We start from the raw sequence: 23,285 nt of genomic DNA, 5'->3' as shown, positions 1-23,285 counted from the left end.
TTTGCTCTCACGAGTGCGAGCGAGGGTCCGTCGAGTGCCGTATCAACTACAAGGTGCGCAGCCTCCCGGCCGTCGGGCCGCTGCCGACGGCCGATGCGGGCAACTGGCTCGCCGCCTTCTGGCTGTCGGTCATCTGCCGCGAGCCGCAGCGCATGACTCAGCTCTGCGAAATCCCGACGGAGCGGCTGCGATCGCCGGAGAGGCAGTACGACGAGTACATCTGCTACTTGGCGAACACGCTGCAGACGTACTGGCTGCGACGGCCCGGGCTGGTGGAGAAACTCACCGCCACATTGCAGAGCTCGAACCGTTCAGTGGCACGCATCGCACCGCGCGACCTGCTCTATCCGGCGATCAACCTCTTCTACCACCCCGTGCAAAACGACCGGGAGGGCTTCTCACCGGCTCTGATCGAGGCGCTGAAGCTGCATCAGGCGCACTGGCCCCTGAGCGAGGAACGGGCGGCGAACATCGACGGCAGCATCGCTCGGATCCCTCTGACGATTGCTTGCCGGGCTCACGACGGCGAATTCCCCACATGACGAATGAGAACCGCAACGTGAGGCGAACCGTTCGGCTGATGCCATCAGACGCGGAAGCCACCGAGGTCTTGCAGGAGTGGGTTGAGCAGGCGGACTCGCTTCTGGACGTCTCGGCACTCGACCTGTCCGGAGCCGATCTGTCCGGCGCTGACCTTGCCATGGCGCTGCTCGTGGAAACGGTCCTCCGAAAGGCCAGGCTCGTCGGCGCGGACCTCTATCGGGCACACCTGGAAGGTGCTGTGCTTGATGAGGCTGAGCTTTCAAATGCTGTGCTGGTCAAGGCCGAACTTGATGAGGCCTCACTGCGTGGCGCCGCTTTGGAAGGAGCGGACCTCGGAAGTGCCAGCCTCTACGGAGTCGACGCCCGGTCTGCTTGCTTCCGGGAGACGAGGCTCAACGGCGCTTCCTTGATCGACGTCAGGCTGGAGGGCGCCGATCTCACCGACGCATCCGTGCGTGAGACGTCCCTGAAGGCAATACTCGACGAGCACACAGTCGTACGTGGACTCTCCGGCACGCTCTTCGGCCCTGCGGTCATCGACCAGGACGGCATACGGCGCGAGATCGACGGAATGGAACTGGAGCGGTGGCTGAACGACCGCGGTGCGAGGGTGCGTGTGCTCGGACCGCGCTCCGATGGCATCATCTACTACGCCAAATTCGGCGAGGGATACTCGCCGAGCAATCCTCAGGGCATCGTCAGACGCCGCATGGTGAACGGCGTAGCGCATGACGAGGCGTTCACCAGGAACCTGCGCTGGGAACCGACCGATTACCTGCGGCTCTACGAGCTGGGGAACAACGAGGTCGACCACGCGGTGATCAGTGAAGCGGAAGCGGTCGCATTCATCGACGAGGTCAAGGGACAGAGCACATAGCAGGGCAACACGTACAAGTCATGACGGCCGGTGAGCGAAGGACGGATGGCAGGCAACCGTGACAGCACAGGATTACGACAGTCAGCTCCTGGAGTCGGTGTCGGTACGCCGTCGCCGTCTCCGTGACGCCCTCCTCTTCGGCGCCCAGCGCCAACGCCGGTCCCTGGACGAGCGGACAGGGAAAGTCTTCGCCGGGGTAGTGATCGCGGCCGTCGTGTGTGCCGGATGCGTGGGGTGGTCCTTCGTGTCGCACCGGGTCATCGGGAAAAGCCCGTACGGGGCCGCCGTGACGACGCCCTCGGGGCAGTCCTCCTCCACCGCTCCCTCCCCATCTGCTGCTTCTTCTCGGTGATAGGTTCGAACGCGTGATATCCACGGGGCCCTTGAGTCGTTCGGCGACCGGCAGTCGTACGGCGCTCAGCCGGGTGACCCTGGTCGGTGAGCGGCGTCGGGTCGACCTCGTACTGCCGTCGCGGGAGCCCGTCGGAGTGCTGCTGCCGGAGGTCATGCGGCTGCTGGACGACCAAGTCGGGGACCGGCCCGAGTTGCGGCACCTGATCACCCCGGACGGATCCGCGCTCGCCCACGACAGCACCCTGGAGTCGGCCGGTGTGTCCGACGGGGCGGTATTGCGGCTCGTGCGGGTCGAGGACGCGCCCTCCGCTCCAGTCGTCCATGACGTCACCGACGAGGTCGCTGACGATCTCGACCTGCGAGCCTGGCGGTGGCGGCCTGCGGTGCGGCGCGCTGTCGCCGGATGCGCCACCGTCCTTTGGGCACTGGCCGCCGGCTTGCTGGCCAGAAGCCATTTCGATCTCTCCGTGGTCGGGGCGGGGCTGCTCGCCGTCGCTCTCGCCGGTTCCGCCGTCGGCGTCCTGTGCGGGCGAGCCCGGCGGCACGCCCTCGCTGCCACCCTGATCGCCACGGCCGCCGTACTGGCCGTCCTGGGCATCTGGGCCTGTGCCGACGCCTATGGCTGGTCGAGTGCCGTGCGGTTGGCGGGTGTTGCGGGGGCCATCGCGCTTGCGTTGTCGCTGGCGGGGTGGTTCACGCCGCTGGGGCGTGGGGCGCTGGTCGGTGCCGCGGCCGTGATCGGCTGCGTGGTGACATGGGAGGCAGCCCTCGGGCTTCAGGGCGGGGCCGCGACCGCGCCCGAGCAGGCCCGGGTCGGTGCGCTGCTCGCGGTGGTGTCCGTCGTGGTCCTCGGGGTGCTGCCGCGACTTGCGTTGGTGGCGTCGGGGCTGACCGGGCTGGATGACCGGCGTACGGGCGGGGTATCGGTGAGCCGCTACCAGGTGGGCACCGCGCTCGCGGCCACCCACCGTGGGCTGGTTATGGCGACCGTCGTCCTCGCCGCCTCCACGGGCGCGGCCGGGGTTCTCGTGCTGCGCGTGACGTCGGTGTGGACGGTGTCGCTGGGCATTGTCGTGATGGTGGTGCTCGCGCTGCGGGCGCGGGCGTTCCCGCTCGCCGCCGAGGTGGTGGTGCTGCTAGTCGCTGCGGCGCTGGTGGCGGTGCGGCTCGTCACGGTATGGGCCGAGCGTTCCACGGCCGTGGGTCCTGTCGCCACGCTCGGCCTCCTCGCCGTCGTACCGCTGGTCGTGCTGGCCGTGGAGCCGGCCGAGCATGTGCGGGTGCGGCTGCGGCGCGCCGGGGACCTGGTGGAGTCGGTGGCCGTGATCGCCCTGTTCCCGCTGGTGATCGGCGTGTTCGGGGTGTATGGGCGGCTGCTCGACACCTTCGCATAGGGCACGGTGGCGGACATGGCAGAGGGCGGAGACTGGCAGCGGGACGTGCTGCGGGAGCTGGCAGACGGCGCACCGGAGCCGGTTGCTCCTGCCATACCCGCCCCGTCGCCCCAGGTCGTTCCCGAACCGCCCTCACCCCCGGCCTCCCGCCAGATACGTGACCCACGCGTCCCCGTCCCGGTCCCCGAGTCCCTCCCCACCGTCGACCCCCGGCTCGCCCTCGCCCTGGGCAGCCCGCAACACGGCGACTCGGTCACGCGCCGCGCCGGGTCATCGCTGCGCAGACTCACCGCCTCCGCCACCCGGGAAGTCACCGAACAGACCCGCCTCGCCCAGGAGTTGCAGCAGCCGGTCACCACCGGCCGGGTCATCGCCGTCACCTCGATCCGTGGCGGCGTCGGCAAGTCCACGGTCGCCGCGCTGCTCGGCCGTACCCTCAACCACTACCGGCACGACCCGGTGCTCACCCTGGAGGCCGACGCGGCCCTCGGCACGCTCCCGGTCCGCATGGGCGCGGACACGGTGCGCTGGTCGTGCGCCGACCTCGCCCGGATCCTCACCCCCTCCATGCAACTCACCGATGTCACCGGCTACTTGGTGCCGGTGACCGATGGCGGCTGGCTGCTGCCCGCGGGCCAGGGGCGGGTCGGCGCCCCGCTGGACGTGCCCACGTACCGGACCGTGACGCTGGCCTTGCGGCGGTACTTCGGGGTGACGGTGGTGGACTGCGAGACGCTGCCCGGCGAGGTGGCGCGTACGGCGATGGACACGGCGCACGCGCGGGTGGTCGTCGCTCCGATGACCGCCGAGGGCATCCACGGCACCCGGCAGGTGCTCGACTGGCTGGCCCGGCTGCCGCACACCGCCCTGGCGACCACGGTGGTCGCGCTCAGCGCCAACACCCCTGACGCCACGCTCGACGAGAAGACCGCCGTCGCGCACCTGCGCGAACCCGGCGTGCTCGTCGTTCCGCTGCCCTACGACCGTCATCTCGCCCAAGGAGGCCCCATCCACACCGCCATGCTGGGCCGGAGCACCCGTGACGCGGTCGTCCGCCTCGCGGCCGAGGTGATGCAGCGGGCGGTGAGGGTCAGGTGACGCAGCGCCTCGTCCACCGGCCCGCCCGCAGCACCCGACCGCTCGCGCCTGCCCAGGCCCGGACCGTCGAGGCGCCGCCCAACCTGCCGGAGGGCAAGGTCGGCAACGCGGCCACCGCACTCCTGCCCATGGCCGGTGTCGTCAGCTCCGTCGTGCTGATGACCGTCATCCGCAACAGCCAGTTCGCCGCGATCGGCGCCCTCGTGCTGGTCGTCGCACTGCTCGGAGCCGTGGCACTGTTCCTCTCCCAGCGCGGCAAGGCCCAGCGCACCCGACGCGTGCAGCGTGAGCGCTATCTGGAGTACTTGGAGGAGCTGCGCGAGGAGTTGGGCTCCGCCGAGCGGGCACGACGGCAGACGGCACGCGAACTGAACCCACCGCCCGAGGCTCTCTACGACCTCGTCAGGGACCCGGCCAGGTTGTGGGAACGCCGCCGTGGGGACGCCGACTTCCTCTCGGTACGGGCCGGCACCGGCGACGTACCTGCCCCGACACCAGTCATCGCGCAGAACGGCACCGGCGGTGTCCTCACCCCGCCGGACCCCTTCATGCTGAACGAGGCCCGCGCGCTCCAGAACCGCTTCGGCACGTCGACGGACTTCCCACTCACCGTGCCGCTGGACCGCGCCGGGAACGTCAGCATCATCGGCGACCGCGAGGGCGTCCTCCAGGTCGCCCGAGCCCTGCTGCTGCAGACCGCCGTGACGCACGCCCCGGACGATGTCGCCATCGCCCTCGGCACCCCGCACGAATGGGACTGGTCCTGGGCGAAGTGGTTGCCGCACATCCTCGATCCACAAACATACGACGGCCCCGTCGCCGCCCGTCGCATCGCCCGCGACCTGCCCGAACTGGCCCGGCTCTGCGCAGCCGACCTGCGCCGGCGCGCCGGATACGCGGCCGAGGTACGGCGCGGCCTGTCCGGCCGGGGCAAGGACGCGCTACGGCTGACCTCCCGCATGCTGGTGATCAGCGATTCCTACGGGGCCACCGCCACCGAACTCCCGCCGCCTGACTCGGCCGTAGGACTGCCCGACATGGGCGTCACCGTGCTGCACTTGCTGGAGCAGCAGATTCACGAGCCCGACCAGGTGAGCGTGCGCATCACCGTCGACGGCGTCCGAATCGTCGTGGACGACCTGCACGGAAACGTCGCCCATGGCACGGTCGACACGCTGAGCACGGCCGGGGCCGAGGGCATCGCCCGTATGCTCGCCCCGCTGCGCCTGTCGCCGGAGTCTGCCGCCGAGGGCACGCCCGTGTCCGGGCCGGTCGACTTCCCCACCCTGCTCGGCATGGACGACCCCGCCGCCCTCGATCTGCCCCGGCAGTGGGCGCCGCGCGGCGAACGCGACTTCCTGCGCGTCCCCATCGGCCTGACGGACCGCCACGAACCGGTGCTCCTGGACCTGAAGGAGTCCTCGCAGCTCGGCATGGGCCCGCACGGGCTGTGCGTGGGCGCCACCGGATCCGGCAAGAGCGAGCTGCTGCGCACCCTCGTGCTCGCCCTCGCCGCCACCCACTCCCCCGAAGACCTCGCCCTCGTCCTGGTCGACTACAAGGGCGGCGCCACCTTCGCCCCGCTCGCCGAACTCCCGCACGTGGCTGGGATGATCACCAACCTGGAGAACCAGGCCGGCCTCGTCGAACGCGTCCACTCAAGCCTGGCCGGTGAGGTCAAACGCCGCCAGCAGGTGCTCAAGGACGCCGGGAACATCGCCGACATCGGCCACTACGCCGCCCTGCGCGCGACGACGCGGCCAGACCTCGAACCCCTCCCTCACCTGTTCGTCGTCATCGACGAGTTCGGTGAACTCATCACCGCCAAACCGGACTTCATCGACCTGTTCCTGTCCATCGGCCGGATCGGCCGCTCCATCGGCGTCCATCTCCTGTTGTCCAGCCAGCGCATCGAGGGCGGAAAGCTCAAGGGCCTGGACACCTACCTGTCGTACCGCCTCGGCCTGCGCACCTTCTCCGCCGACGAGTCCCGCACCGTGCTCGACACCACCGACGCCTTCCACCTGCCGCCGCTCCCCGGCTTCGGCTACCTCAAGGTCGACACCTCCACCTACGAACGCTTCAAGGCCGGTTACGTCTCCGGCGCCTACCGCGGCCCGGCCGTGCGCAAGGAACGCGACGACGAACCGCTGGCCCGGCCCTACCCGGCGTACAACACCCCGCACCACGCCGAGGTCGCTCAGGAGCCGGTCGCCACCCAGCGGGACACCGGGCCGAGCGTCCTGTCCGTCATGGTCGGCCAACTCGCCACCGCCGCATCCCCGGTACGACGTATCTGGCTGTCCCCGCTGCCCGACGCCACGACGCTCGACGCGGCCGCCGGGCCCCTGCAGGCCGGCCCGGACGGTCTGCGTCTGGCCAAGGCAGGCGGCCCGATGTGCGTCCCGCTGGGCACCCTCGACGACCCGGCCCGGCAGTGGCAACAGCCATGGCTGGTCGACCTCACCGTCGCCGGCGGGCACATGGCCGTCATCGGCGGCCCGCAGTCCGGCAAGACGACACTGCTCAGAACGCTTGCGCTCTCCCTGGCCCTCACCCACACCCCCTACGACGTCGCCGTGTACGGACTTGACCTGGCCGGCGGAGGCCTGTCCCCCCTGGCCGATCTGCCGCACGTCGGCGGCGTAGCGTCACGCGCCGACCACGAACGGGCCGCCCGCACCGTCGCCGAGGTCCGCGCCATGCTGACCGCACGCGAGGAACTGTTTCGTACACACGGCATCGACTCCGCCGACCAGCTGCGCCACCTGCGCGGACAAGGACGGCTGCCCGAACTGGGAGCCACCGACATCGTGCTGCTCATCGACGGATTCGGCGCCCTGCGCGACGAGTTCGCCGACCTGGACGACCCCATCGCCGACCTCCTCAAACGCGGAAGCGGCTACGGCATCCACGTCGTCGCGGGCATGCTGCGCTGGAACGACGTCCGCATCGCCACCCAGTCGATGTTCGGCACCCGCATCGAGCTGCGCCTCAACGACCCCGCCGACTCCTCCATCGACCGCAAACTGTCCGAGACGCTCACCCCCGACACCCCCGGCCGAGCCCTGACCGACGGAAAACTGTTCGCGCAGGTCGCGCTGCCCCGTATCGACAGCCTCCCGACCACCGGTGACCTGGGCCCGGCCCTGGAAGGCGCCGCCCGCACCATCCGCGCCTCCTGGCACGGCGAACTCGCCCCACCCGTACGGGTCCTGCCCACCCGCCTGCCCGCCGCCAAACTGCCCACCCCGGCCGCCGAACCGGAGAAGATCCCCCTCGGCGTCGACCAGGACGCCCTCGCCCCGGTCCTGCTCGACCTGTTCGACACCGACCAGCACCTGCTGATCCTCGGCGACAACGAATGCGGCAAGACCAACCTGCTGCGGCTGATCACCACCCAGCTCATCGAGCGATACGGCGACAAGGAACTCGTCTTCGGCGTCTACGACCCACGCCGCGGCCTGCGCGGCACGGTCCCCGAGCCCTACCGCGGCGGATACGCGCACAACGCCAAGCTCGCCGCGGCCCTGTCCACCGGCATCGCCACCGAGCTGGAAAAGCGCCTGCCGGAGACAGCAGACCCCGACGCGCCGCCAACCGACGAACCCGCCTTCACCGGACCACGGATCGTCATCCTGGTCGACGACTACGACATCCTGACCGCAGCCGGCCAGCAGCCGCTCGCGCCCTTCCTGCCATACCTCTCCTCCGCCAGGGACATCGGCCTGCACTTCGTCATCGCCCGCCGCACCGCCGGAACCTCCCGCGCCCTGTACGAACCCCTGCTGACCGCCCTGCGCGAAACCGGCACCGCCGCCCTCGTCATGACGGGAGAGCGCACCGAGGGCCAGCTCTTCCCCGGCCTGTACGCCTCCCAGCAGCCACCCGGCCGGGGCACGCTCGTCCGCCGCGGCCGACCCCACCAGCTCATCCAGACCGCCGTTGCAGACAAAGAGAGCCCGTGACCAAGGACGTCATCGCCCTCACCCCCAAGATGCCGGACCTGCCCACCCTGCTGGCAGGCCTCTACGCCGGCGGCCCCGACCTCGGCGTGAACACCACTGCAGACGGCGCCGTCGTACAGCTCTGCACGCCCGATGGCCGCCCCCTGGTCTCCGTAGAGGCGCCCATCCTGGTCCAGGTCCCCGGCGAGACCGCACGGCTGCTGAACCATCCGGTGGCGGACGAGCCCGTGTGGTGGACCGAGGCCCGCGCCTCCACCGCCGTCGCGGAGGCAGGGCGGCTCGCCGGCTCCTTCGCCGGACGGCTGGCCACCGTGCTCGGCGGCGCGGTCTGGCCGCCGGAGGCCGCCACCACGGACGTCGTCCCCCTCACCACCGACGTCTCGGCGATCCCCGTCCCCGCCACCGCGCCCCCGGCCGTCGACGTCCTCACCGCCACCACGGCCGTAGTGATCCAGGACCGCCCTCTCGTCGCGCTGACCAGCTGGCTCTCCGACGCCCTGCGCACCACCGCCGAGGATGACCGCGCCCTGCACATCGTCACCCCGCCCACCACCCGCCTCACCCTGCCCACCCGCACGGCCCTGCGCGGAGCGCCCAACCGCTGGGTCGTCCAGGACCCCGAACACGGCTACTACGACGGCCTGTCCGGTGCCGTACTGCACTGGAAGGACGGCACCTTCACCCCCGTACGCGACAAGAACGGCACAGCGCGAACGGCCAAGGCCTTCACAACAGCGGCCGAACCCGACGACCGCCAACTCCTTCTCACCCTGGGCACCCTGCACCCAGCCGACAAGGACCTTGTCCTCGGCGGCGCCCTCGAATGCGCCTTCCATCACCTGACGGGCGCCCCTCCCACCGGCTGGAGCACCGCCGAACCCGTCAACCTCCCCTGGTCCAGCAGGCAACTGACAGACCTCGCCCGCGCCCGCGCACCCCGACCGACCTGGTTGATCGCCATCGGCCACCCCGACCGCCCCGCCCTCGCCACCGTCCGCGTCACCCGCACCGCGGCAGGTGTCGAGGAGAACATCACCCTCGCCCTCGGCTACGGCGGCAACGAAACACCACCCCTGGACGCCATCGAAGACCTCGCAGCCGAACTCGACGCCCAGCACGGCCTCGTCACCCTGCTCACGTCCCTCCGCTCAGCCCGCCACGACCTGACCGTCCCCCCACGCCTGGAACTCCCCCCAATCCCCCTCGCGTTCACCCTCGGCCACGACAAGGCAGAACGCATCGGCCACCTCTCGGACCCCACACCCATCCGGCTCGGCTCCGCACTCCACTATCACCTGGGCAACGGAACCGACCCCCAGGCATGGTCCGTATTCGAGAAGCTCACCCGGCGGCTGAAGTCGGAATGACCCCGAGCGCGGACGGTCGGCCAGACGCAAGGTGCGAGGCACAATCGCCGCTGCGGTTGCCGAAGTTCTTGGTTGTCCGCGGAGCGGGCACGTCAGTGATGGGTACTGGCTGCCGTCGATGAATTCTGCCGAGTACGCACAGGCGCTCGCCCTGATTGCGTGCAATGGGTCATGGGTGAACCGAGTGGTAGGCGACGTCGTCGGGCCCGATGACTTCTTTGGCGTCTTCGTGGCCTCGCCGACCTGGAGCCCTTCGCCTGCCCGGACCGGGGCGTGGAGCCGGCCCGGGGTGACTCATCCACCCCTCCCCATTTCAAGGAAGCAACGCTACCGGTGCATCAACTCGGCGATACGGGCCATGTCCCGTTCATCGGGAAACGCCCTCGTGTGATTCCAAGAGCTCGGCACAGGCCTCGTGATCAGGATCGTTGCGGTTAAGGAAGGCGACAAGCGGACCGGAGTCAACGATCAGCATCGTCCTCGCCGATCTCCTCCCGCACAACGTCCTTGGCCCGGGCACCGAGATCGGTCTCCGGCCCGTCGAAGGTACGCAGTATCCGGAACCTGCTCGACGCAGGCTTCACCAGACGCAGGGCGTGACGACGCAGCTCCTCAGCCTGCTCGGGCAGTGAAGCCCGCGTCACCCCTCGTCGGGCGTCATCCGCAGCGAAATGCTGTTGATGCAGTACCGCTGATCGGTCGGCGTGGCATACCCCTCGCCCTCAAACACATGCCCGAGATGCGATCCGCACCGCGCACACCGCACCTCCGTGCGCACCATGCCGTGCGAGGTGTCCGAAAGCAGCTCCACCGCGTCGGTGTCCTTCGGGTCGAAGAAGGACGGCCAGCCGCAGTGGGACTCGAACTTGGTCTCCGAGGTGAACAGTTCGGCACCGCAGGCGCGGCAGGAGTAGACGCCCTTGGCCTTGGTGTCGGTGTACTCACCGGTGAACGCCGGTTCGGTACCGGCCTGGCGCAGCACGGCGTATTCGGCCGGGGTCAGTTCCGCTCGCCACTGCTCGTCCGGCTTCTCGACGTCGTACGACATGAGCCTCAGCCCCTCACTTCGACAGGCGGTCCAGGATCTGCGGGCCGAGGTCCGTCACGTCACCCGCGCCCATGGTGAGAACGAGATCACCCGGCTTCGCCATTCCCGCCACGACGGAAGCCACCTCGCCCTTGTCCCGCACGGGCGTCACATCGGCGCCCGCGACCCGGGCCGCCTCGATGATCAGCTCGCTGGTGACTCCCGGGATCGGGTCCTCACGGGCCGGATAGATGTCCAGCACCAGCGAGGCGTCCGCGAGACCCAGCGACTGCCCCATCTCCTTGCCCAGCTCCTGCGTCCGCGAGAACAGGTGCGGCTGGAAGACGACGAGGATACGGGCGTCCCCCGCGGCGGCCCGCATGGCCTCCAGGTCCGCCGTCATCTCGGTCGGGTGGTGCGCGTAGGAGTCGATGACCTGGACCCCGGCGGCCTCGCCCTTGAGCTGCAGACGCCGCTTGACGCCGGTGTAGGCGGCGAGGGCCGGGGCGAGCTCGGCGGCCGGAATCCCGAGCGCCGCACCCGCCGCCAGCGCGGCCACGGCGTTGTGGGCGTAGTGCCGGCCGGGGACGGACACGGTGAAGGTGAGCTCCTGACCGTCCAGCAGGACGGTCACGTCGCTCTTGAGGCCCTGGGCGACCACGGACAGCACCCGCACATCGGCGTCCGCGGCCTCGCCGTACGTCACCACGCGGACACCCTCCAGGCGCCGCGTGAGCTCCCGCGCACCCTCGTGATCGGCGGAGATCACCAGCGTCCCACCGGGCACGATCCGGCCCGCGAACGTCTCGAAGGACTCGTAGATCTCATCCATCGACGCGTAGTTCGCGTGATGGTCCAGCTCCACATTGAGCACGATCGCCACCTCGGGCGCGTACTTGTGGAAGCTGCGGTCCGACTCATCGGCCTCGGCGACGAAGATCTCACCGTCACCGTGCAGCGCGTTGGACCCCGGCACGTCCAGGTCCCCACCGATCGCGTACGACGGCTTCAGCCCGAGCGCGCTCAGCGACACGGCCAGCATCGAGGTGGTGGTCGTCTTGCCGTGCGTACCGGCGACGGCGATGGGCCGCAGCCCGTCCATCAGCGCGGCGAGCGCATCGGACCGGTGCACCACCGGAATCCCCAGCTCAGCAGCGCGAGCAAGCTCCGGATTGTCACTCCGAATGGCCGACGACACGACGACACAGCTCGCATCCTCGGCGAGATGCCCGGCGGCGTGCCCGATATGCACGGTGGCCCCCAGGGCCCGCAGCGCCTCGGCGGTGGCGGACTCCTTGGCATCACTACCGGCGACGACGGCCCCGCGCTGCGCGAGGATCTTCGCAATACCCGACATCCCGGCCCCGCCGATGCCGATGAAGTGCGGTCGGTCCATGGCGGGGGGAAGTCCGGCTGCCATGCGTGTATCTCCCAAGATCCGGTACGACGACGAAGGTCCCCCCAGCCTATGGGGTGCGGTGACCCTCGAAGAACTACGCCTTACTGTGCGAGAACAGCTTCAACACCGGCACCCCAACCTTGTGGCGAGCCCGAGAAGCCCAGTCCCGATGGAAGAACTCCTCCACGTAATGCGGATCGGTCAGCACGATGACCTCATCCGCCCCGACCTCCTCGACCAGTGACCGAAGCACATCCAGCGGATGATCCTCGATCAACCGCCCCTCCGCCTCGTTCCCGGAGGCCCGCAACGCCTGCAGCGACACGGCGAGCGCCCGCTCCCCGAACCCCTTCGCCTCCTCGCCCTCCGGCGTCTCCCGCTCCCGCGCCGCCTCGTCCAGCTCCCCGAGCGCGACGTCGTCGATGGCCCGCAGCAGGCGATCCGCCTGGTCGCCGCGCGGCTGGAGCAGGACATGGAAGGAGACCGGCTCGTCCCCGTGCAACGTGGTGACGAACTCCACGTCTGCGGACGTCAGAGCCTTCTCGATCATCAATACGCTTCTGAACACCAGGCGCCCCTTCTCCTGCAGGCCCTGCGAGGCCCTGCGGAAACCATCCTGCCCCGTGATCGCACGGGGACTGCGAGTTTTAGTGTGCCCGCCGGAAGCTAAACGGAACGACCGATTCCGCCGTTTTCGTCAGACCCGCCCGTACCGGGTGAAGAGAAAGCCTCCCTCCTCCAGCATGGACACCAGTGCGAATCGCCTAGGCACCTCCACTGTGGGCCCTCCGGCGATCCGCTGCGCGCCCCCCGCGGTGAGCATCGGGGACACGGTCAGACAGATCTCGTCGAGTACGCCCGCGGCCACCATCTGCCCGAGCAGGCGGGGCCCGCCCTCGGTCAGCAGCCGTCGGTACCCGAGCTCGGCGAGACCCCGTACGAGACGATCCGGCTCGACACCGACACCGTCACCGGCGAATACGACCCGAGCGCCCGCCTTCTCCGCGGCGGCGACCCGGTCCGGGGCCGCGGCGGCGCCGGTCAGGACGACGGTCGGCACCAGCGGCGAGGTGAAGAGCGGCAGGGAGAAGTCCAGGCCAAGGCTGGCGCTGACGACCGCGACGGCGGGCGCGGGCGCCTGTCCGGCCGCCTCCCGCCGAGCCGCGAACTCCGCACGCGCGCGTGCCGGCCGGTACCCCTCCTGCCGTACCGTTTCCGCACCGACGACCACGACATCCGCCAGCGCCCGCAAGGTGCCGAAGATCCGCATATCGGTGGCGCTGGAGATCGGCTGCGACCGACCGTCGTGCTGGGCGGCCCCATCAAGCGTGGACACCATGTTGGCCCGCAGCCAGGGCCCGCCGGAGTCGGGATACGCATAGACCTCGGCCAGCTCGTCGAGAGTCCACTCACGGTCGTCCGTCTGATCGGACGGGGGGAACAGGCGTCGCATGTCGGGAAGTGTTCCACGTGACAACGCACGGCACCGCGTCCGACCTCTACAGGGGCGCGGGGCTGTATCGATTTGCGGCTCCGCCGCATGGGCGCGGCCGGCCCCACCGGGCCCGCACCCGCTCTCGAACCCAAATCCACCCCCTAAAATCGATAAACGTGTCCTCCTCCACCACGGCCGGCGAACCCCCCATAGCCCAAGCCGCACCGATCGCCCTCAGCACACGAGAACCGCACGTCCCAGCGGAGCACCTCGTGGCCGAGATGGTCCCCCCGCCCCGCTTCGACTCGGTCCGCTTCAGCACCTACATCCCGGACCCGAACCAGCCGAGCCAGACGGAGGCGGTCCAGGTCCTGGAATCCTTCGCGGCCGGCCTCGGCGGAGCGCACGCGACCGGCAGCGGCAAACGCGGCTTCTTCGGCTTCGGCAAACCCAAGGCCCCCAAGACCCCCGCAGGCCCCAGGGGCGTCTACCTGGACGGCGGCTACGGCGTCGGCAAGACCCACCTCCTCGCCTCCCTCTGGCACGCCACCCCCGCGGAGCCGTCCCTCAAGGCGTTCGGCACCTTCGTGGAGCTGACCAACCTGGTCGGCGCCCTGGGCTTCCAGCAGACGGTGAAGACAGTCTCCGGCCACCGACTCCTGTGCATCGACGAGTTCGAGCTGGACGACCCCGGCGACACCGTCCTCGTCTCCACCCTGCTCGGCAAGCTCGTCGACGCCGGTGTCGCCCTCGCCGCCACCTCCAACACCCTCCCCGGCAAGCTCGGCGAGGGCCGCTTCGCGGCGGCCGACTTCCTGCGGGAGATCCAGGGCCTGTCGGCACACTTCCGCCCGCTGCGCATCGACGGCGAGGACTACCGCCACCGCGGTCTGCCCGAGGCGCCGGCGCCGTTCGGCGACGAGCAGGTGACGAAGGCGGCGTACGCCACCGAGGGCGCCTCGCTCGACGACTTCCCGCATCTGCTGGAGCACCTGGCCAAGGTGCACCCCAGCCGGTACGGCGCGCTGACCGACGGGGTGACCGCGGTCTGCCTGACCGATGTGGGGCCGGTTCCGGACCAGTCGACGGCGCTCAGGCTCGTGGTGCTCGCGGACCGGCTCTACGACCGTGAAGTGCCGGTGCTGGCCTCGGGGTTGCCGTTCGACCAGCTGTTCAGCGAGGAGATGCTGAAGGGCGGTTACCGCAAGAAGTACTTCCGCGCGATCTCCCGGCTCACAGCGCTGGCCCGGGACGCCAAGAGCCTCGTTCAAACCGGCTAGTTCACGCCAACCCAGCCTCACATTTCAGGCTCTCTTCAGCCCGAAACGTTAAGTTAACCCTGCAAACAACTTTGCAGGGTTAACGTGTTTCTTGACCAGCCGTTGACCAACCGTTGGTCTGTACAAGAGGCGTGAACTGCGGGGAGGGGGGCGAATGTTCCGACGTACGACGGCCCGCACCGCCGTAACGGCCCTCGCCGCCGTCCTGCTCGCCCTCCAGTTCTTCGCTCCCACCGCCTCCTTCGCGAAAGCGCACACAGCCGGTCACGCAGAGGCCAAAGCCAAGCCCGGAATCGCACTGCTTTCCAAGGCGCTGCGCGAGGAGTCACTCACGCCCGGCCACTGCGCCCCGGCGAACGGCCCGACCGGGCCGCTGCGCACCCGCGACCGGGTCGGCACCCTCGACTCGGGACCGCAGGCGCCCGAGCGCCCCCTGATGGCGCTGGACCCCGCGGCCGAACACGAACCGCCCGGCGCCGCGCACCACCGCACATCGAGACCCTCGACGGCCCACACCCCGGCCGCGCTCCAGGTCTTCCGCTGCTGAGAAGCGGAGCAGCCCCCCACTCTGCTTTGTCCTGCCCGTCCGACGCGCCATAGCGGCGCGCCAGGAGGATCACCACATATGCAGCCCCTCATCGACAACGCCCGTACGTTCGGACAGCGCCCTGAGGAGTTCGCCAAGCTCGCCGAAGGCCAGTCCCCGCAGGTGCTGTTCATCACCTGCTCCGACTCCCGAGTCGTTCCGGCCCTGATCACGGGCGCCCGCCCCGGCGAGCTCTTCGAGCTGCGCACCGCGGGCAACATCGTCCCGCCGTACGCCTCCGAGCACCCCACCAGCGAGGCGGCCACCATCGAGTACGCCGTGGAAGTGCTCGGCGTCAGCGACATCGTGGTCTGCGGCCACTCCCACTGCGGTGCGGTCGGCGCGCTGGTGCGCGGCGACGACCTGGACGCCGTACCCGCCGTGCGCGACTGGCTGGCACACGCCACCCCGCGCCCGACCGGAGCGGCCGAGGACCCGGCCGTCGCCGAGGGTGTGCGCGGTCATGTCCTGACGCAGCTGCTGCGGCTGCGCTCGTACCCGTTCATCGAGAAGAAGCTGAAGGAACGTCAACTGACCTTGCACGGCTGGTACTACGAGGTCCACACCGGCGCCGTGCAGGAACACCGTGCGGACACCGACACGTTCGAGGCGCTGTGAGCACGATGATGACCAAATACCCTCACCTGCGGCAGGACTTCGCCGCTTCTCTGGTCGTCTTCCTGGTCGCGCTGCCGCTGTGTGTGGGCGTGGCCGTCGCCTCCGGTGTTCCGGCCGAACTGGGCCTGGTCACCGGCATCGTGGGCGGCCTCGTCACCGGTCTGATGCGGGGCAGCAGTCTCCAGGTGTCCGGCCCCGCGGCGGGTCTGACCGTGCTGGTCTTCGAGGCCGTCCAGGAGTTCGGGCTGCCCGCGCTCGGTGTGATCGTGCTGGCCACGGGCGTGCTCCAGCTCCTCATGGGCGCACTGAAGCTCGGGCGCTGGTTCCGGGCCATCTCGGTCTCGGTCGTCGAGGGCATGCTGGCCGGCATCGGCCTCGTGCTCATCGCCGGACAGCTGTACGCCATGGCCGACGCCGAGGCTCCCGCCTCGGGCCTGGCGAAGATAGCCGGGCTGCCCGGCGCGCTCGCCGACGCCTTCGGCGACACCGGGGCACTGGCCTCACTGGGGCTCGGCGCGGGCACCGTCGCCGTCCTGGTGCTGTGGAAGCGGATGCCGGGCGCGCTGCGCACGGTGCCGGGGCCGCTGGCCGCGGTCGGCCTCGCGACGCTGGTCGCGGTGGCGTTCTCGCTGCCCGTGGCCACCGTCGAGGTGCAGGGTCTGCTGGGCTCGATCCAGCCGCCCTCGCTGAGCTCCTTCGGCGAGCTGGCCGACGTAGGACTGCTCGCCACGATCATCGCCTTCACGCTGATCGCGTCCGCGGAGTCGCTGTTCAGCGCGGCAGCGGTGGACCGGCTGCACGACGGTCCGCGCACCGAGTACGACAAGGAGCTGATCGCCCAGGGCGCGGGCAACACCGTGTGCGGGGCGCTGGGCGCGCTGCCGATGACCGCGGTGATCGTGCGCAGCGCGGCCAATGTCCAGGCCGGTGCGCGGACCAAGGCGTCCAGGGTGCTGCACGGCGTATGGCTGCTGCTGTTCGCGGCGCTGCTGCCGGCCGCGCTGGCCTACATCCCGATCCCGGCGCTGGCGGGCATCCTGGTGCACGCCGGAGCCAAGCTGATCCCCGTGACGGCGGTCCGCTCGCTGTGGCGCGAGCACCGCGGGGAGGCGCTGATCCTCATGGTCACAGCCGTGTCGATCGTCGCGGTCAGCATGTTCGAGGGCGTCCTCATCGGTCTCGCGCTGGCCGTCGCCAAGACGGCCTGGGAGGCCTCGCACCTGAAGCTGGAGGTCATAGACAAGGGCGCGGGGCCGGTCCAGGCGTATCTGTCGGGCAATGCCACCTTCCTGAGGCTGCCGAAGATCCTCGACAGCCTGGAGGCGCTGCCCCAGGACCGGCCGGTGGAGCTGGACCTGTCGGGCCTGCACCACCTGGACCACGCCTGCCGTACGGCACTGGAGAGCTGGGCCGAGCGGCACAGCGCGGCCGGTACCGAACCGGTGCGGGTCACCAGTCCGTGACGCCCGCCTCGGTCCGGGGCCGACCCTGACCCCGGACCGAGGCATACCCCTACCGAGAACCTGGGCATATCGTCTAATAAGCGAATACACCGGACCTCTGACAGGGAGGTCGTCATGGTCGAGGAGCTGCTGGCCGCGGGCGCTGCCGTCGGGGCCGCCGGGCTGATCTATCTCGCCTCCGCGGCGCGGATCGTCAAGCAGTACGAGCGTGGGGTCGTCTTCCGGCTGGGGCGGCTGCGGGGCGCCGTGCGCCAGCCGGGTCTCGCCCTGGTCGTGCCGGGCGTGGACCGGCTGCGCCACGTCAATATGCAGATCGTGACGATGCCGGTGCCGGCCCAGGAGGGCATCACCCGGGACAACGTCACGGTGCGCGTCGACGCGGTCGTGTACTTCAAGGTCGTGGACGCGTCCGCGGCGATCGTCAATGTCGAGGACTACCGGTTCGCGGTCTCGCAGATGGCGCAGACCTCGCTGCGGTCGATCATCGGCAAGAGCGACCTCGACGATCTGCTGTCCAACCGGGAGAAGCTCAACCAGGGCCTGGAGCTGATGATCGACAGTCCGGCCGTCGGCTGGGGTGTGCAGATCGATCGCGTCGAGATCAAGGACGTCTCCCTGCCGGAGTCGATGAAGCGCTCCATGGCCCGCCAGGCGGAGGCCGACCGGGAGCGGCGGGCCCGGATCATCAACGCCGACGCGGAACTCCAGGCGTCGAAGAAGCTCGCGGAGGCGGCACAGCAGATGGAGGACACCCCGTCCGCGCTCCAGTTGCGTCTGCTCCAGACGGTGGTGGCGGTCGCGGCCGAGAAGAACTCGACGCTGGTGCTGCCGTTCCCCGTGGAGCTGTTGCGGTTCCTGGAGAGGGCCCAGCCGCAGCCGGACCGCTCCGACGGAAAGTGAACACGTTCTACGCGCGTGGTTCACCTGGCCGGATCCAGATGGTAGACACGGCGTCGACACAGTCCTGTCCGCCAGCAGGAAGGTTCCTCCATGCCCGAATACGGCTTCCAGAGCCGCCGTCAGATGCTTGCCCGCACCAGCGCCTTGGGCGTCTCGATCGCCTTCGCCGGAAACCTGAGCGAACTCTTCGCGGGCACCGCCGCCGCGCAGAACCTGGGCCACACGGGCTACGGCCCCCTCGTCCCCGACCCGAACGGCCTCCTCGACCTGCCGGAAGGTTTCCGCTATCGGGTCCTGTCCCGCGAGGGTGACCCCCTGCGCTCGGGAGAAGGCAAGGTCCCCTCCAATCACGACGGCATGACCGCCCTCCCGGGCCGCCACGGCAGAGTCCACCTGGTCCGCAACCACGAGAACCGCAACACCGCGAAGCTCCCCGTCCCGACGGTCAAGGGCCTGACGTACGACCCCGAGGGCAAGGGCGGCTGCACGACGCTGACCCTGGACGCCCACGGCAAGGTCCTGGCCGAATGGGTCGCGATCGCCGGTACGGCGGTCAACTGCGCGGGCGGGCCCACACCTTGGGGCACCTGGCTGACCTGCGAGGAGACCGAGGACAAGGCAGGCACCAACGGCTACACGAAGGACCACGGCTTCATCTTCGAGGTGAACCCGGCGAACCCGCACCGCAGCGGCGCGGTACCCCTGACGGCAATGGGCCGCTTCCAGCACGAGGCGGTGGCGGTGGACCCGAGGCGAGGCATCGTCTACGAGACCGAGGACGCCTTCCAGAAACCCTTCGGCCTGTTCTACCGCTTCCTCCCCAACGAGCCGTTGCGCGGCGGAGGTTCCCTGCGCGCGGGCGGCCGCCTTCAGGCGATGCGCGTGCCGGACGTACCGGACCTGTCCTCGATCCAGGAACCGGGAGCGACCTTCGAGCACATCGAGTGGGTGGACGTACCGGACCCCCTGGCCACCGAAACCCCCATCCGCCTCCAGGACTTCGGCCCCCGCGGCATCACCCACGCCCAGAAGCTGGAGGGCTGCTACTGGGGCGGCCGCTCGGTCTACTTCGTCTCGTCCTTCGCCCGCAGCGCCGAGGGCTCGGCAGCCGACCACTACGGCCAGATCTGGCGCTACGACCCGGAGCACCGCCGCCTCACCCTGGTGATCTTCTTCGGCCCCGACACGGACGTCCAGCTCCCCGGCGAATCCCCCGACAACATCTGCCTGGCCCCCTCCGGCGGCCTCATGGTCTGCGAGGACGGCAACGGCGCCCAGCACGTCTACGGCGTCACCCGCCAAGGCGAGGTCTACACGATGGCCCGCAACGCCCAGAACATCGGCACCCCCGAGGAACCGGAGTGGGGCGAGTTCGCCGGCGTCACCTTCTCCCCCGACGGCGAGACGATGTACGTCAACTGCTACACCCCGGGCACTACGTTCGCGGTGACGGGGCCCTGGCGCCGCTGACCGGCCTCTGACCGGGTGACACCTCACCGTGTCGGCGGCACCCGCGATCGGATAAAGGGCATATCGCCGTAATTCTCATACGGTGATCACTCATGTACGCAGCATCACCGCCATCTGTGTCCTGGGCGCCGCACTCGCCGCCTGCGGCGCCCCCCAGGCCCCCCGCCCCGCTCGTCCGGCGCCTTCCGCGACCTCCGTGGCCCCGTCGAAGCCTCCGACGCTCGCGCCGGGGCCCGCCGGGGTCACGCCCGTGTTCAAGAACGGGTCTCGGAGCGTGGAGAAAACCGTCGCGCTCACCTTCGACGCCGATATGACCGCCGATCAGGGGCCGAGGGCGGCGGCAGGTGAGCGGTTCGACAATCCGGGGCTCATCGCCGCGCTGCGGGAGCTGGATGTGCCCGCGACCGTGTTCATGACCGGGCGGTGGGCCGAGGAGTATCCCGCGCAGGCTCGGGGCATCGGGCGGGATCCGTTGTTCGAGGTGGCCAATCACTCCTACAGCCACTACGCCTTCACCGAGGACTGCTACGGGCTGCCGACCGTCTCCGGGGACCGGATGCGGGCGGACGTGGAGCGGGCGTACGCGGCCTTCCGGAAGGCGGGCGTGCCGGATGCGATGCCGTACTTCCGCTTTCCCGGTGGCTGTTACGACCGGCGTGCGCTGAAGGCGTTGACCCCGGCGGGAGTGACCGCCGTGCAGTGGGACGTGGTGAGCGGAGACGCCTTCGCCACCGATGCCGATGCCGTGGCCCGGCAGGTGCTGGACGGGGTGCGGCCGGGCTCGGTCGTCGTCATGCACTGCACCCGCAGCGCCGCCCCCACCACTGAACAGGCCGTCCGCACGATCGTGCCCGAGCTGCGGCGCCAGGGCTTCCGGTTCGTGAAGGTGTCCGAGCTGATCGGGGCCGCCCGTGACCGGCGGTGAGCGTTCTACGCTGGAGACATGAGCGACGCCGATTACTGCACGATCGCCGATGCGACCAAGCCGCCCAAGGCGGAGGGGCCGCCGTACGCGGAGTGTGTGCTGTGCCGGGAGCAGACGGAGTACCCGGAGTCGTACAAGGGCCTCACGCTGTGCCCGGTGTGCGAGTGGCGCGAGGCCGAGCGGACCGCCTGTTCAGGGTGATCTGCGGGAGCTGAGCGCGCAGGCCAGGGCGGTGGCCACGGCCGTGAACAGGGCCGCCCCGGTCAGTGGCAGCAAGGGCAGCGGGACCGTGCCCGAGCGGGAGCCGGTGACCAGTCCGCTGACCGCCGCCTGCGCCGGGGAACCGGTCACCACCACGGACAGCAGCGCCGTCAGCAACATCGCCGGAACCGCACGGCCGGTCGAGCGCAGCAGCGGCCAGGTCGTCAGCGCGCCCACGGCCGTGCCGAGCAGAGCGCAGACCAGCGCGGCGAGCAGCCCGGATGCGGCGGCCGGGAGGCGGGGCACGGTGGTTTGGTGGTCCGCGGTGGTGGGGTCGCTGATGAGCGTCACTACGACGGTCGCCAGCGCGCCCAGGGTCGCCGCAGCCGTCAGCGCCACCAGCAGGGGTGCCATGTGCGCTCGTCCCGGTCCTACGGCCGCGGATACGCAACTCCGGGCCGCGGCGGGCTCGTTGGTGACGCAGATCCGTACCAGCCAGGCGGCGACCGGGAGCAGGGCTGCGGCCGCGTAGCCGAGCGAGTCGAGTATCGGCTGGCCGCTCTGGACACCCACGGCCAGGAACACGGCGTACAGGATGAACGGCGGCAGCCAGCGCTGGGAGCTGATGAGCAGGGCGGTCTGGTAGCGGAACAGTGCCGTCATGAGGTCTCCTCACGGCCCACGGCCACCACGTGCCAGGGCGGGCGGGACGTCAGCAGCGCGCGGAGCAGGACGTCGGAGTGGGACGCGGGGACGGTGATGCGGTACGTGCCCGCGGTTGTCTCTTCGAGGGACGTGAGGGGAAGTCCGGCCGTCTCGGTGGGCAGTGCCCCGCCTCTTGGGCCCTGAGCGACTACGACGGTCTGGGCTCCTGTGGCCTGCGACGTCGGTTGTTCCGTACGGCGGTTGATGCCGCCGTCCCGGACCGTGCAGATCACGTCCGGGACCCCGGCCAGTCGGCGCGGGTCGTGGTCGACGAAGACCACGGAGGCGCCGACGGCGGTGCGTTCGGCCACCGCACGCTCCAGTTCGGCGCGGGCGTCCTCGTCCAGGCCGGTCCAGGCCTCGTCGAGAACGAGGAGTTCCGGGTCGGCGAGCAGGGCCTGGGCCACGGCGACCTTCTGGCTGCTGCCCTTGGAGAGCTGAGCCATGGGGGTACGGGCGTAGGCGGTGGCGCCGAATCGCTCCAGCCAGTCGCCTGCGGCGCGCTTGGCCGATGTACGGGAGAGGCCGTGGACGGTGCCGAGGTGGGTGAGGTAGCCGAGGGCCGTGAAGGGGAGGGCTGTGGGGAAGCGTTCGGGGACGTAGGCGGTTCTTGGGCGACCTGTGATGCGACCCTCTGTCGGGGCGTCGATGCCGGCGAGCAGGCGTAGGAGGGTGGACTTTCCGGTGCCGTTCGGTCCTTCGACGCGGATGAGATTTCCGGGGGTCACGGTGAGGTGGACGCCTCGTAACACCCACGGGCCGCGTAGGCCGTAGCGGCGGCCTACGTTGTCCAGACGAAGATCGCGTTGCATGGGGGTCATCCTGTCGTATCGCGGCTGCGGGGCGGTGGGGGTTGATCGCGCCCACGCGGCGGAGCCGCAAATCGATACAGCCCCGCGCCCCTACTGGGTCGGACCAGGACCGATCTTCTGACTGGCAGACTTGGAAGCGTGAGCCATGAACCCACCCCCGCCCGTGATCTTGCCCCCCAGTTCGTCCTGCCGCTCGTCGTCCGGATCGAGCGCGGCGCTCCGCCCGCCCGTACCGACGCTCTGGAGACCGCGGCCCGTGCCGTGCTGGTGTTGCTCGGCGACTCGCGGGCCGTCGGGGACGGGGAGTGGGCCGCGGCTGTGCGGGACTGGCAGGATGCGCGGATTCGTAAGGTCGTACGGCGGGCTCGGGGCGCCGAGTGGCGGCGGGCCGAGGCGCTGCCGGGGATCACCGTGACCGGTAAGGCCGCCGAGGTACGCGTGTTTCCGCCCGTCCCCCTCGACGGCTGGCCCAAGGAACTCGCCAAGCTCCAGGTCTCCGGCACCGACCTCGACGACCCGGAGCCGCCGATGGGGGCGGATCCGGCGGCGCCCGTGCTGTGGCTCAACCCCGACCTCGACATGTCGGCCGGCAAGGCAATGGCCCAGGCCGGGCACGGTGCCCAGCTCGCCTGGTGGGCGCTCTCCGACGAGGAGCGCACCGCCTGGCGCGAGGCCGGCTTCCAGCTCGCCGTGCGGACGGCCGACCCCGCGCGCTGGGAGGAGCTCACGACCAGCGGCCTTCCCGTCGTACGGGACGCGGGCTTCACCGAGATCGCCCCCGGCTCCTGCACGGTCGTGGCCGACCACCCCGCCCTGCGCTAGCCCCAACCTCAAATGTTGCTCTGAAGGCCCGGCCGAAGGGA

Annotated in this window: 22 protein-coding genes; 16 read left to right on the top strand and 6 right to left on the bottom strand. The window is 70.2% G+C overall.

The features are described 5' to 3' along the window. The first annotated feature begins 53 nt into the window (after positions 1-53). The 7 genes from OHT76_RS32680 to OHT76_RS32650 are packed head-to-tail and all read left to right on the top strand — an operon-like array spanning position 54 to position 9,601. Positions 54-542 (top strand): immunity 49 family protein, encoded by a 489-nt coding sequence (locus OHT76_RS32680; protein ID WP_328874438.1) that lies wholly within the window; start codon positions 54-56, stop codon positions 540-542. After that, a complete protein-coding gene (locus OHT76_RS32675; RefSeq protein WP_328874437.1) occupies positions 539-1,420 on the top strand; it encodes a pentapeptide repeat-containing protein in 882 nt (293 codons plus the stop codon). The genes OHT76_RS32680 and OHT76_RS32675 overlap by 4 nt, the downstream gene beginning before the upstream one ends. 58 nt (positions 1,421-1,478) lie before the next feature. Then, entirely contained in the window at positions 1,479-1,772 is a 294-nt protein-coding gene (locus OHT76_RS32670; RefSeq protein ID WP_328874436.1) for a hypothetical protein, read from the top strand. 13 nt (positions 1,773-1,785) lie between these two features. Next, on the top strand, positions 1,786-3,168 hold the full coding sequence (gene eccD, locus OHT76_RS32665) for a type VII secretion integral membrane protein EccD (RefSeq protein WP_328874435.1): 1,383 nt from the start codon (positions 1,786-1,788) through the stop codon (positions 3,166-3,168). Positions 3,169-3,183: 15 nt separating this feature from the next. After that, the gene (locus OHT76_RS32660; RefSeq protein ID WP_328874434.1) at positions 3,184-4,266 is read left to right on the top strand and encodes a hypothetical protein; all 1,083 of its coding nucleotides are present in this window, start codon (positions 3,184-3,186) and stop codon (positions 4,264-4,266) included. Next, positions 4,263-8,234: a type VII secretion protein EccCb gene (eccCb, locus tag OHT76_RS32655; protein WP_328874433.1), complete on the top strand. Its 3,972-nt coding sequence runs from the start codon at positions 4,263-4,265 to the stop codon at positions 8,232-8,234. The genes OHT76_RS32660 and eccCb overlap by 4 nt, the downstream gene beginning before the upstream one ends. Then, positions 8,231-9,601 (top strand): DUF6177 family protein, encoded by a 1,371-nt coding sequence (locus tag OHT76_RS32650; protein ID WP_328874432.1) that lies wholly within the window; start codon positions 8,231-8,233, stop codon positions 9,599-9,601. Before eccCb ends, OHT76_RS32650 begins: the two co-directional genes overlap by 4 nt. A gap of 640 nt (positions 9,602-10,241) precedes the next feature. Here OHT76_RS32650 and msrB read toward each other — a convergent pair. The 4 genes from msrB to OHT76_RS32630 form a co-directional block, all read right to left on the bottom strand. After that, positions 10,242-10,649 carry a peptide-methionine (R)-S-oxide reductase MsrB gene (msrB, locus tag OHT76_RS32645; RefSeq protein ID WP_328874431.1) on the bottom strand — a complete coding sequence of 136 codons (408 nt, stop codon included), beginning with the start codon at positions 10,647-10,649 and terminating at the stop codon, positions 10,242-10,244. 13 nt (positions 10,650-10,662) lie between these two features. Beyond that, positions 10,663-12,048 carry a UDP-N-acetylmuramate--L-alanine ligase gene (gene murC / locus OHT76_RS32640; protein ID WP_328874430.1) on the bottom strand — a complete coding sequence of 462 codons (1,386 nt, stop codon included), beginning with the start codon at positions 12,046-12,048 and terminating at the stop codon, positions 10,663-10,665. A 73-nt stretch (positions 12,049-12,121) separates the two neighbouring features. Next, positions 12,122-12,595, bottom strand: coding sequence for an indole-3-glycerol phosphate synthase (locus tag OHT76_RS32635; protein WP_328874429.1), 474 nt, complete (start codon positions 12,593-12,595; stop codon positions 12,122-12,124). Positions 12,596-12,724: 129 nt separating this feature from the next. Then, positions 12,725-13,480, bottom strand: a complete 756-nt coding sequence (locus OHT76_RS32630) for a pyrimidine reductase family protein (protein ID WP_328874428.1) — start codon at positions 13,478-13,480, stop codon at positions 12,725-12,727. A 158-nt stretch (positions 13,481-13,638) separates the two neighbouring features. On the opposite strand from OHT76_RS32630, the gene zapE reads away from it, so the two are divergent. From zapE to OHT76_RS32590, 8 genes are all read left to right on the top strand, one after another. Then, positions 13,639-14,742: a cell division protein ZapE gene (zapE, locus tag OHT76_RS32625; protein ID WP_328874427.1), complete on the top strand. Its 1,104-nt coding sequence runs from the start codon at positions 13,639-13,641 to the stop codon at positions 14,740-14,742. Positions 14,743-14,896: 154 nt separating this feature from the next. Then, positions 14,897-15,289 (top strand): hypothetical protein, encoded by a 393-nt coding sequence (locus tag OHT76_RS32620; protein ID WP_328874426.1) that lies wholly within the window; start codon positions 14,897-14,899, stop codon positions 15,287-15,289. 78 nt (positions 15,290-15,367) lie between these two features. Continuing rightward, a complete protein-coding gene (locus OHT76_RS32615) occupies positions 15,368-15,946 on the top strand; it encodes a carbonic anhydrase (protein WP_328874425.1) in 579 nt (192 codons plus the stop codon). A gap of 5 nt (positions 15,947-15,951) precedes the next feature. After that, complete coding sequence (locus OHT76_RS32610) at positions 15,952-17,409, top strand: SulP family inorganic anion transporter (protein ID WP_328874424.1); 1,458 nt, start codon at positions 15,952-15,954, stop codon at positions 17,407-17,409. A 114-nt stretch (positions 17,410-17,523) separates the two neighbouring features. Next, on the top strand, positions 17,524-18,309 hold the full coding sequence (locus OHT76_RS32605) for a slipin family protein (RefSeq protein ID WP_328874423.1): 786 nt from the start codon (positions 17,524-17,526) through the stop codon (positions 18,307-18,309). Positions 18,310-18,399: 90 nt separating this feature from the next. After that, a complete protein-coding gene (locus OHT76_RS32600; RefSeq protein WP_328874422.1) occupies positions 18,400-19,779 on the top strand; it encodes a PhoX family protein in 1,380 nt (459 codons plus the stop codon). Positions 19,780-19,861: 82 nt separating this feature from the next. Continuing rightward, complete coding sequence (locus OHT76_RS32595) at positions 19,862-20,704, top strand: polysaccharide deacetylase family protein (RefSeq protein WP_328874421.1); 843 nt, start codon at positions 19,862-19,864, stop codon at positions 20,702-20,704. Positions 20,705-20,722: 18 nt separating this feature from the next. Further along, positions 20,723-20,905: a hypothetical protein gene (locus OHT76_RS32590; RefSeq protein ID WP_328874420.1), complete on the top strand. Its 183-nt coding sequence runs from the start codon at positions 20,723-20,725 to the stop codon at positions 20,903-20,905. Here OHT76_RS32590 and OHT76_RS32585 read toward each other — a convergent pair. Both OHT76_RS32585 and OHT76_RS32580 read right to left on the bottom strand, forming a co-directional pair. After that, a complete protein-coding gene (locus OHT76_RS32585; protein ID WP_328874419.1) occupies positions 20,897-21,568 on the bottom strand; it encodes an ABC transporter in 672 nt (223 codons plus the stop codon). The genes OHT76_RS32590 and OHT76_RS32585 overlap by 9 nt on opposite strands. Then, positions 21,565-22,422, bottom strand: coding sequence for an ABC transporter ATP-binding protein (locus OHT76_RS32580; RefSeq protein ID WP_328874418.1), 858 nt, complete (start codon positions 22,420-22,422; stop codon positions 21,565-21,567). The genes OHT76_RS32585 and OHT76_RS32580 overlap by 4 nt, the downstream gene beginning before the upstream one ends. Before the next feature lie 138 nt (positions 22,423-22,560). Between OHT76_RS32580 and OHT76_RS32575 the strand changes: the two genes are divergently transcribed. Then, positions 22,561-23,244: a peptidyl-tRNA hydrolase gene (locus OHT76_RS32575; RefSeq protein ID WP_328874417.1), complete on the top strand. Its 684-nt coding sequence runs from the start codon at positions 22,561-22,563 to the stop codon at positions 23,242-23,244. The last annotated feature ends 41 nt before the right edge of the window (positions 23,245-23,285 follow it).

Origin of the sequence: Streptomyces sp. NBC_00287 (assembly GCF_036173105.1) — a bacterium.
Lineage (GTDB): Bacteria > Actinomycetota > Actinomycetes > Streptomycetales > Streptomycetaceae > Streptomyces.
This window is presented reverse-complemented; position numbering and strand designations above follow the sequence as displayed.